The organism is Peptostreptococcus sp. (assembly GCF_977045075.1).
The window spans coordinates 1-11292 of sequence record NZ_CDRRTB010000054.1 but is presented as its reverse complement, the minus strand read 5'-3'; the positions used below and the strand labels follow the sequence as shown (position 1 = coordinate 11292).

Annotated in this window: 10 protein-coding genes; all 10 read left to right on the top strand. The window is 38.8% G+C overall.

Going from position 1 to position 11292, the window contains the following annotated elements; genetic code table 11:
• The first annotated feature begins 86 nt into the window (after window positions 1-86).
• Window positions 87-443, top strand: coding sequence for a 50S ribosomal protein L19 (gene rplS, locus ACW6OJ_RS05490; RefSeq protein ID WP_293426200.1), 357 nt, complete (start codon window positions 87-89; stop codon window positions 441-443).
• Between the two features lie 153 nt (window positions 444-596).
• Window positions 597-1481 (top strand): ribosome biogenesis GTPase YlqF, encoded by an 885-nt coding sequence (ylqF, locus tag ACW6OJ_RS05485; protein WP_456095978.1) that lies wholly within the window; start codon window positions 597-599, stop codon window positions 1479-1481.
• A gap of 113 nt (window positions 1482-1594) precedes the next feature.
• Window positions 1595-2758, top strand: coding sequence for an alanine racemase (gene alr / locus ACW6OJ_RS05480; protein ID WP_456095977.1), 1164 nt, complete (start codon window positions 1595-1597; stop codon window positions 2756-2758).
• A gap of 53 nt (window positions 2759-2811) precedes the next feature.
• Window positions 2812-3609 (top strand): ribonuclease HII, encoded by a 798-nt coding sequence (locus ACW6OJ_RS05475; RefSeq protein ID WP_456095976.1) that lies wholly within the window; start codon window positions 2812-2814, stop codon window positions 3607-3609.
• Window positions 3610-3638: 29 nt separating this feature from the next.
• A complete protein-coding gene (locus tag ACW6OJ_RS05470; RefSeq protein ID WP_456095975.1) occupies window positions 3639-4655 on the top strand; it encodes an alpha-hydroxy-acid oxidizing protein in 1017 nt (338 codons plus the stop codon).
• 120 nt (window positions 4656-4775) lie between these two features.
• The gene (locus tag ACW6OJ_RS05465) at window positions 4776-5138 is read left to right on the top strand and encodes a YraN family protein (protein ID WP_456095974.1); all 363 of its coding nucleotides are present in this window, start codon (window positions 4776-4778) and stop codon (window positions 5136-5138) included.
• The gene (locus ACW6OJ_RS05460; RefSeq protein ID WP_456095973.1) at window positions 5135-6811 is read left to right on the top strand and encodes a YifB family Mg chelatase-like AAA ATPase; all 1677 of its coding nucleotides are present in this window, start codon (window positions 5135-5137) and stop codon (window positions 6809-6811) included. The genes ACW6OJ_RS05465 and ACW6OJ_RS05460 overlap by 4 nt, the downstream gene beginning before the upstream one ends.
• A 90-nt stretch (window positions 6812-6901) precedes the next feature.
• Window positions 6902-8185, top strand: a complete 1284-nt coding sequence (dprA, locus tag ACW6OJ_RS05455; protein WP_456095972.1) for a DNA-processing protein DprA — start codon at window positions 6902-6904, stop codon at window positions 8183-8185.
• 19 nt (window positions 8186-8204) lie between these two features.
• On the top strand, window positions 8205-10286 hold the full coding sequence (gene topA, locus ACW6OJ_RS05450) for a type I DNA topoisomerase (protein WP_456095971.1): 2082 nt from the start codon (window positions 8205-8207) through the stop codon (window positions 10284-10286).
• 239 nt (window positions 10287-10525) lie between these two features.
• Window positions 10526-11292, top strand: a 767-nt coding sequence (gene codY / locus ACW6OJ_RS05445) for a GTP-sensing pleiotropic transcriptional regulator CodY (RefSeq protein WP_456095970.1), incomplete at its 3' end; no start/stop codon positions are given.

Here is an 11292-nt window from a genome sequence, read left to right as displayed (position 1 = left end):
GTATAATGTAATGGTTATTGAGTACGGGCGTACCTCTTTTACAAAGGTCAAGTATTTATGTACGTCTATGATATTAGGAGGAAGAAATGAACGAATTAATTAAGGCTATTGAAGCCGCACAGGTAAAATCAGATGTTCCTAATTTTGGACCAGGGGACACAGTTAAAGTACACGTTAAAATCGTCGAAGGTAAGAGAGAAAGAATCCAGGTTTTCGAAGGTCTTGTTATTAAGAGACAGAATGGAGGAATCAGAGAAACTTTCACTGTTAGAAAGATATCTTTCGGTGTAGGTGTAGAAAGAACATTCCCAGTTCATTCACCAAAGATTGAAAAGATTGAAGTTACAAGATTTGGTAAGGTTAGAAGAGCTAAGATCAACTATATCAGAGGTAGAGTTGGTAAAGCTGCTAAGATCAAAGAAGCTAGAGGCAAAAGAAAATAATCTAGCATATACAAGTATGTATATTAGTAAATTAGGGTGTCTCAGGATGCCCTTTTTTAGTGTAAAGAGTCTGGGAACAATGGGGTCCTTGGATTGAAATAAAGGGCTTTTTCAAGCCCAGCTATGACTAAATGGTCATAGGAAGGAGGAAGTATGAGCTATAACGATGAGTATTTGAGGGATGATAACCTAAATATAAACTGGTATCCTGGTCACATGAAGAAAACCAGGGAGCTAGTACAGAATAATTTAAAGCTAGTAGACGTGGTAATAGAACTCCTAGATGCTAGAATACCACTTAGCAGCAAGAATCCTGACATCGATAGGCTAGTAGGTGATAAGCCTAGGATAGTCCTGTTGAACAAGGCGGATATGTGTGAAAAGTCTGCCATAGATGCTTGGGTGGCATATTTCGCCAAAGAAGGTGTAAAGGCCATCCCAATTAATGCAATGACTGGTACAGGTGTTAATAAGGTAATAAGTGAGTGTAAGGCTGTTACTAGGTCAATGATGGAAGGCCTGGCTGAAAAGGGAAGAAGAGAGAGGGCTATCAGGATTATGATAGTTGGTGTACCAAATGTTGGTAAGTCATCCCTAATCAACAAACTATCTGGTAGAAGGTCAACTCAGACTGGCGATAGGCCTGGTGTTACCAAGGGCAAGCAGTGGGTTAAAATCAGGGGTGACATGGAGCTTTTAGATACTCCAGGTATACTTTGGCCAAAGTTTGAAGACCAGGAAGTAGCCTTAAACCTTGCCTTTACAAGGGCAATAAAGGATGAAATACTAGATGTTGAGACTCTAGGCCTAAGGCTAATTGAGAGGTTGATGGATATTGCCCCAGACCTTTTGATGGAGAGATATAAGCTTGACTTTATTGGTCAGCAGGGTATTGATACTATGGAAGCCATTGGTAGGAAGAGGGGCTTCATACTTGGTAATAGGGAGCTTGACTATACTAGGATAGCAACTACAGTCCTAAATGAGTTTAGAGAAGGTAAGATTGGTAAAATAGTATTAGAGTTGCCTTCAATCTAGCTTGATAAATTATTCTCGGTGCTTGACTAGAAAAAAAATTAAAAATATAATTACTATAGGTAATATATTATAGAAATCCACCGATTGAAAAGTTATCGAATGGGAGGAATTAGATGAAAAAATTGGTAAATAAGGCCTCAAATTGGTTGGAAATAAATTTGGATAATTTGGAGTACAACTTTAAGGGGATAAAGAATAAGATACCTGAAGGCACAAAGATGTGTATGGTAATAAAGTCAAATGCTTATGGACATGGGGCAGTTGAAATAGCCAGGTTTTATGAAGAATTAGGCGCAGATTTTTTTGCAGTTGCCAGGCTAAATGAGGCTCTAGAGCTAAGAGACCATGGAATAACAAGGCCTATCTTAAATCTTGGCTATACAAATCCTATGACAATAGAGGATTCCATTAGGAATAATGTATCTATGACGGTATTTGACCTTGAATTAGCTCGTGAAATTGACAAGGTTGCTAGGGAAATTGGAATTAAGGCAAAGATCCACCTGAAATTAGATACGGGCATGTCAAGGTTAGGCTACGTAGTCCTAGATGATAAGGTTGAAGAGATAGCAACTGAAATAAAGGAAATAAGTGAGCTAGAAGGCATAATACTAGAGGGTATGTATACCCACTTTGCTACTGCTGATGCTAGAAATAAGGAATTTGAAAATTTACAGACACATAGGTTTTCAGAGATGGTTGACAAGGTAAAGGACATGGGTGTAGATATTGAATATATCCATTGCTCTAACAGTGCAGAAATACTTGACTGTGACGAAAAGTACGATATGGTTAGGCCTGGAATAATCCAGTATGGCGTATACCCATCAAATGAGGTCAACTATTCAATAGATATTAAGCCAGTTATGGCCTTTAAGGCTAAGGTTTCCAATGTTAAGATACTAGATGCTGGTACATCAATCAGCTATGGTAGAATCTACTTCACTACTGTAAGGGAAAAAATAGTAAGTATAGCTGCTGGCTATGCGGACGGCTTCTTGAGGGGGAGGAGAAATCCATATGTATATATCAATGGGGTAAAGTGCTCTATAGTTGGTAGGATATGTATGGACCAGTCTATGGTTAGGGTGCCTATGGATATGGATGTTAAGGTAAATGATGATGTCCTAGTCTTTGGTGATGACCTAGTTTCCGTGGATGATGTAGCAAGGGATTGTGATTCAATAGCCCATGAGGTTATGTGTATGATGAGTAGGCGTGTGCCTAGGGTTTACTATAGGCATGGTGAAATAGTATCTATAGTTGACTACTTATAAAGATAAGTAATGAATCAGTAAATTTCAATTACTGACTAGATAGGGAGGCTTATATGCTAAAGGGTTTAGACCTAAATGAAATAAGTAAATTGAAAACCAGGGGAATCAAGGACCTAGCAGACAAGATTCCTCAAGATCAATACCTAGACTTTATAGAGATTTTCTCGGTAGATGATAGGAAGTCTGTTCAAGCTATATGTGAAAAGCTAAAAAAGTCCATAGCCAGGATAGAGGCAGAGGAAGAGAGGCTTGATCTTTTAAATCACTACGAAAATGAGTGCTATAAAAATGGGGCAGTTTTTGTGGCAGGTCTTGATGAGGTTGGCAGGGGACCCTTGGCTGGACCAGTAGTGGCTGCAGTTGTAGTCCTTAAGCCAAATGCCAGGATTCCAGGTATAAATGACTCTAAAAAGCTGTCAGAGGAAAAGAGGGAGTCCCTATACGATACAATAATAAACGAAGCGATAGACTATGGCATAGGCATGGCAGACAATAATGAAATAGATGAACACAACATCTTAAACGCAACCTATATAGCCATGAAAAGGGCTTTAGAAAGGCTAGAAGTGGATGTAGATTGTCTCTTAAATGATGCAGTAAGGATACCAGGAGTAGATATTCCACAGCTACCAATTATAAAGGGGGATGCCAAGTCTATATCAATTGCTGCGGCAAGTATAGTAGCCAAGGTTACTAGGGATAGGATGATGGTAGATTATGACAAGGAATATCCAGGTTATGGATTTGCTTCGAATAAGGGCTACGGCACTAGGGACCACTACCAGGGTCTAGAAAAATTTGGTAGAACAAAGATACATAGGAATAGCTTTTTGAAGAATCTTCAAGGTTGACCTATATATGTGTATATGGAGGTATGGATATGGAATACAAGGAAATGCTAGATAGGGCAAGAGAAAAGTATAATGGATCATGTAAGGTCTGTAGGGTATGTGATGGTGTTGCCTGTCGTGGCCAGGTTCCAGGTATGGGTGGTAAGGGCACAGGTAAGGCCTTTATAGAAAATGTTGAAGCCCTAGACAGGATAAAGCTTAATATGAGAGTTATCCATAAGGTGGCTGAACCGGATATGTCTATAGACCTATTTGGAAAGAAGCTAGACCTACCTGTGATGGCAGCACCTATAACGGGTACAATCCTTAATATGGGGGGCCTAGTTACTGAAAAGGAATATATTGAGCCTGTAATAGAAGGCTGTAAAAATATGGGTACTTATGCCATGGTAGGGGATACAGCAGTACCTCAGATACTACTAGACAACCTAGAGGTGATGGAAAAGTACGATGGGGCTGGTATTGTATTTATCAAGCCATGGGAAAATGGTAATATAATAGAAAAGATTAAAAAGGCAGAAAAGGCAGGTGCAATAGCTGTTGGTGTAGACCTAGATGCATGTGGTCTAGTTACACTTAAGCTGCATGGTACGCCTGTCTATGCTAAGAATATAGATGAAATAAGAGAGCTTGTAAATTCAACGGACCTTCCCTTTATCTTAAAGGGTATAATGACTCCTGATGAGGCCCTTATGGCAGTTGAGGCCGGAGTTTATGGTATAGTTGTATCCAACCACGGAGGAAGAGTCCAAGATTATACTCCTGGAACTGCGGATGTACTACCTGAAATAGCCAAGGCTGTAGATGGAAGGATTAAAGTATTTGTAGACGGCGGTATCAGGACTGGTGTTGATGTCCTTAAGATGTTGGCCCTGGGTGCTGATGCCTGTCTAATAGGTAGGCCATTTATAACAGCTTCCTTTGGTGGTCAGACTCAAGGGGTTGAAATGTATATTTCAAGACTAAAGGCAGATCTAGAGGCAGCCATGGTATTGACTGGTTGCCAGAACCTTGCATCCATAGATGAAAGAATAATATATAAGTAAGAATATATTTTATATGACTAGAAGTTGAGCAATTGACTTCTGGTCTTTTTTTATTTGGACTTTATTTATTTTCAAAATCGTACATAAGACTATAGGTCTAAATAGGCTTATGGAGGTTTTATGAATAATTATGAGATTGGTATGATAGGAGAAGAGGCAGTAGCCCTTTATCTTGAAAGGATAGGCTGCAGGATTGTGGATAGGAACTACAGGACCAGGAGGGGGGAAGTGGATATAATATTTGTGGAGAATGAAGTCTTGGTCTTTGGAGAGGTAAAGACTAGGAATAATACGTACTTTGGAAATCCTGCCCAGGCGGTTGACTCAAAGAAGATGGCCAGGATTATTTGTCTTGCCAAAAATTATCTTTCCTCAAAGGGAAGCTTGGGTTACCCAGTAAGGTTTGATGTATTTGAAGTATATTTCAAAGAAAAGAAGATAAAGCACATAAGAAATGCTTATACCATAGGAGGTAATATATGATTAACAAGATCAAGTCAGGTATGGTCATGGGTGTAGATGGCCTAATTGTTGATATAGAGGTTGATATATCGAAGGGGATGCCCTACTTTAGTGTAGTGGGGCTGGCTGGGACTGAGGTCAAGGAATCCAAGGAGAGGGTCAGGTCAGCCATCTTAAATAGTGGCTATGACTTTCCCCTAAGTAGGTTGGTAATAAACCTGTCACCTGCAGACATTAAAAAGGATGGTGCCTACCTTGACCTCGGTATATGTGTTGGTATACTTAGAACTAGGATTAAACAGTCAGATGACTACCTGGCAGAATCTGGTTTTTTGGGAGAATTATCCCTTGATGGTAGGGTAAAGAACATGAGGGGGATTCTTTCCATTGTAATAAGGATGAAAAAGGAAGGGATAAAGAGGGTTTTTATACCTATAAGCAACTATCCGGAGTGTAGAGGGATAGGTGGGATGGAAATTATAGGCATTGATAGCGTTAAGGAGTGTATAAAGCTATTAGAAATGGCACCTAAAGATAGGGAAGTATATATGTACAGCAAATACGCTAACCTATATGGGGATAATAAAATTAATGGTCCAATCTTAGGTCAAGCTGAGAATAATAAAGGTGTCTTATCAAAAAGTGAATATAGTATTCAAGTGGCTGGAAAACAGGGAATCATAGATGAAAAGTATAGTGAGTCAGATATGAGTAGACCTGGAATTGTGGAGGATGACTTTTTTAATATTAGGGGCAATATCCTAGCCAAGAGGGCTGCCATGATAGCAGTAGCTGGAGGGCATAACCTCCTTATGATAGGTCCACCCGGAACTGGTAAGACAATGATAGCTAGGTCTATTAGGACAATATTGCCTAGACCTAATACCCAAGAAGAATTAGAAATTACCCAGATATATAGTGCTGCAGGCCTCCTAAGAGAGGGGCAGGGCCTAATAAGAGTCAGACCCTTTAGACAGCCCCACCATACGGCTACAAAGATATCTATTATAGGTGGTGGTTCCAAGGCTAGCCTGGGTGAGATTACCCTAGCCCATAGGGGGGTCTTATTTCTAGATGAGGTAGCAGAGTTTCCCAAGCAAATACTAGAGGCCCTAAGACAACCTATTGAAGATTCTGTAGTAAATATTTCGAGGATCAACCACAGTGTGACCTATCCTGCCGCCTTTCAATTGATAGTATCAATGAATCCTTGTCCCTGTGGCTACTACAAAAGTCATAAGGAGTGTAGCTGTAGACAATACGAAATAGACAAGTATCTAGGAAAGATATCTGGGCCTATATTGGATAGGATGGATGTTTTTTGTGAGGTTGGAAAGGTTGATTTTGAAGAATTCGATGATAGGTCTAAGAGTATGACCTCTAAAGAAATCTTGCAGATCATCGAAGTGGCAAGGAGGATTCAAGCGGATAGATTTAATGATAAGGATTTCTATGTGAATTCTCAAATGACAAGTGAAGATATAGAAAGGTATTGTAGCCTGGACCAGGATTCGGCCATGGTGGCAGGAAGCCTATATAAAAAATATGGCTTGAGTAATAGGTCCTACACTAGACTGATAAAGCTAGCCAGGACTATAGCAGACCTAGAAGCAAGGGAGAGTATTTCTAGTAGGGATATTGTAGAGGCCTTTTCCTACAGGAAGGCTTATTATAAGTACTTTTGCCCCTATTAGTGGATAGAGAGTTCCCATATAGGGGACTGGATATTGTAGTAATGAGATTTTTTAAGGAATAGTAGGTGTATAAGATTTGGAGGATGGGATATGGATAATTTTTTTATATGGGCCAAGGAAGTTGTAGGTATAGGGTCTAGGGAAATGAAGCTTTTTTATGAAGAAAATATGGCAGAGCTAAGGTCTATATTTTCAGATGATACCAATATAATCTCAATTGGTAAGCTAGCTAGCCATACAGGAGTGGATAAAGCGCCTAGGCAAGACAGACTTCAAGAACCAGAAGTATGTATAGGGGTTAGGTCCTTTATAGATTGGATTTTAAGTATTGGAAATAGCTATTTTTCTAAAAAAGTAATGGATAAGATTAGGAAATTTGGATATGACCAGACCCTTATAGATGAAATTAAAAATAATATAAGCTCAAGCAAGGTCTTATTAGTTACTTATGATTCAGAGGATTATCCTAGCCTGCTTAGGAATGTCTACGATCCACCCTATATCCTCTATTATTATGGGGATATATCTATAGTAAACAAGTACCCCTTCCTATCGGTTGTAGGAGCAAGGAAGTGTACTGACTATGGGAAAAATGCCAGCAAGTACCTGGTCAAGGACCTATCAGAGGCTGGCATAGGCATAGTGAGTGGCTTGGCCCTGGGGATTGATTCTTATGCCCATAGCTACTGTATGGATGGTGGATCACCTACCATAGCCGTGATGGGGACTGCCATAGACAATATATACCCAAGGTCTAACACCAGGCTCTTTAAAGAAATAATCGACAAGGGTGGCCTCGTTTTATCCGAGACAGGTCCAGGAGGCCAGACCTTTAGGGCTAGCTTTGCCATGAGAAATAGGATAATAGCAGGACTATCCAGGGGAACCCTGGTAATTGAGGCTGGTAAAAAGAGTGGGTCCCTAATAACAGCCACCTATGGTCTAGATAATGGTAGGGAGGTTTACCTAGTCCCTGGAAGTATTTTTTCAGATCTTTCATATGGCTGCAATGAGATGATAAGTAAGGGGGGTAAAATAGTACTGACTAGCCGAGACATACTAGAAGATTATGAAAGCTTTTATTCTTTTGATTCCTTAAATAACAAAAAAATTAAGAAAAATGCTAGTAATATTGACTCTGTTTGTGATAATATTAGAAATGATAAGTTAAAAAGGCAACAATTTTCTGAACATGAGCAGGCTATTTTAAAGCTCTTGTCTGAAAAAGGAGCCCTAGATATTGACAAGATTTCCCTCTACCTTAATATTGAGATAGGGGATGTCATATTTTATGTCAATAATTTGACTATGATGGATTATATTTTAGAAGTAGGCATAAATACCTACGAATTAAATAGGATCCTTATAATATAAATAAATGGAGGTGTTGTTTGTGCCAAAAGCTTTAGTAATAGTCGAGTCTCCAGCGAAGGCAAAGACTATCGAAAAATTTCTAGGCAAAAACCACTATGTTGTAAAGGCATCTGTAGGACATATAAGAGATTTACCCAAGAGTAGGCTGGGTGTCGATATAGATAATAATTTTGAACCCGAGTATATAAACATTAGGGGAAAGGGTCCAATAATAAAGGACCTTAAAAAGGAAGCTAAAAAGGCTTCGAAAATATATCTAGCAACCGACCCCGATAGAGAGGGAGAGGCAATCTCCTGGCACCTATCTTATTTACTTGAAATAGATCCTGAGAGCCAATGTAGGATAGAATTTAATGAAATTACAAAGGATACAATCAAGAAGGCTATCAAGAAACCAAGATCGATAAATATTGATTTAGTTGATGCCCAGCAGGCAAGAAGGGTCTTGGATAGGCTATTGGGATACCAGATTAGTCCAATCTTATGGCAGAAAATAAGGAGAGGTCTAAGTGCTGGTAGGGTCCAGTCGGTTACTACTAAATTGGTATGTGATAGGGAAACAGAAATTGAGAACTTTGTACCTGTTGAATACTGGTCTTTAGACCTAGTTTCTGAGGTGGCAGGATGTCCAGTTGATTTTTCTTTTTATGGTATAGATGGTAAGAAGTTAGACTTGGACAATGAAGACCAGGTCAATGAGATCATTGAAAATATAAAGGGATCAAAAATTCTTGTTAAGAATATAGATACAAAGACTAGGAAGAGGGCTACAGTCAAGCCTTTTACTACCTCTGTACTTCAGCAGGAGGCTGTAAATAGGCTGGGATTCACTACAAGGAAAACTATGAAGGTAGCCCAGGAACTATATGAAGGTGTAAATATAAAGGGTGAAGGTAGTGTAGGTTTGATATCTTACATTAGAACTGATTCACAGAGGCTGTCTGAAGAAGCAAAGTCTTCTGCCAAGGACTTTATATTGAGCTCATATGGTCAAAAGTACCATTCAGCAAGCAAGGACAAGAAGTCCAAGTCTAAGACTAATTCCCAGGATGCCCACGAGGCTATTAGACCTACATCTGTTTATAGGCACCCAGAAGAAATAAAGGCTTCTTTATCAACAGACCAGTACAAGCTTTACAACCTAATATGGAAGAGGTTTGTAGCTAGTCAGATGTCAGATGCCCTATATGAAAGTATGAGTATAGAGGCCACTATCGGACAATATACTTTCAAGGCGTCAGGTTCAAAGCAGGTTTTCGATGGTTTTACCAAGGTATATGACTATTATGATAGGGAGGATAAAATCCTACCAGAAATCAAGCTTAATGATAAACTACCAGTTAAGGAGGTAGATCCTAAGCAGCACTTTACCCAGCCACCACCAAGGTATACAGAGGCAAGTCTGGTAAAAACGCTTGAAGAACTAGGGATTGGTAGACCTTCCACATACGCACCTACTATAGGTACTATCCTAACTAGAGGCTATGTAGAAAAAGAGGGGCCTGCAATCAAGCCAACAGAGCTTGGGAAGATAGTAACAGATATTTTAGAAGAAAACTTTGAAATGTTGACAGATGTTGACTATACAGCCCAGATGGAATCGAGATTAGATAAGATTGAAGAGGGTCTTGAAGATTGGAAAAATGTTGTTTCTGAATCATATGCCCCACTGGCTTCTTCTATAAAAGAGGCTATTGAAAATATAGAGAAGATTAATATGGACGAAGAAACTGATGAAATCTGTGAACTTTGTGGGTCTAACATGGTAATCAAGCATGGCAGGTTTGGTAAGTTCATGGCCTGTAAAAACTATCCAGAATGTAAGAATACCAAGCCTATAGTAGACAAGGTTGGAGTAAAATGTCCAAAGTGTGGAGATGGAGACATAATACTTAGAAAGTCAAAAAGGGGTAGGGTATTCTATGGATGTAGCAACTTCCCTGATTGTGACTTTGTAGAATGGAACAAGCCTACAGGTCAAGTCTGTCCTGAGTGTGGTTCTCATATGGTTGAAAAGGTTACTAAGAAGGAAAGTAAGTCCATCTGTTCTAACAAGGATTGCATAACTAATAAAAAGGAAAAAAAGGCCAAGACCAAGTAACTTGAATGCCTTAAAACAAACTTTGAATTAAAAAGTTATTAGAATAGAATGAAAATTATAAAAATACTTGTCAAAATAGTTGAAAAAATATACATAGTGTGGTAATCTTAACTTGTATTGTATTGTTTGAATTGTGTGTATTTTAAAAAAATAAGGTTTCATACAGGTTGGTTTGGACAATTATAAATAAGATCAGTAAATAAATATATAATAATTAATAAAATTAGGAGGGTTACCACATGACAAGTGATTTGTTGTTAAATACGAGAAAGATAAACAAGACACTTCAGTCTAATGCTGGGACATCTGTTTCCTTTGAACAGCTATCAGTTATCTTAAGCGATGTACTGGATTCAAATGTCTACATAGTTAGCTTGAAGGGTAAGGTATTAGGACACCATCTACAGAAGCCAGAGGACAGTTCAATAATCATCGACGAAGATAGCAATAAGAACGTGTTCCCAGTTGAGTATACTGAAAATATCCTGAAGATATTAGAAACCAGAGAAAATATATCTGGAGAAGAGGCCCTAAAGTTCTTCCCACATGAACAAAATAGGTTGGCTAAGTTTACGACAGTTGTACCTATATTTGGAAGTGGTGAAAGACTAGGAACACTACTATTATCTAGGTATAATAAGGCTTTTGTTGATGAAGACCTAGTAGTTGCTGAATATGCAGCGACTGTTGTAGGCCTAGAAATCATAAGGGCTATAAGTGAAGAGATGGAAGAAGATATGAGGAAGAAGGCCGTTGTTAAGATGGCTATAGGAACACTTTCATATTCTGAGCTTGAAGCAATAGAACATATATTTAATGAATTAGATGGTAATGAGGGTCTACTAGTTGCTAGTAAGATAGCAGATAAGGTTGGAATTACTAGGTCTGTAATAGTAAATGCACTTAGAAAGTTTGAAAGTGCAGGAGTAATAGAGTCTAGGTCGCTTGGTATGAAGGGAACTCATATTAGGATCCTAAATGACAAGCTGCTAGATGAGCTAGCAAA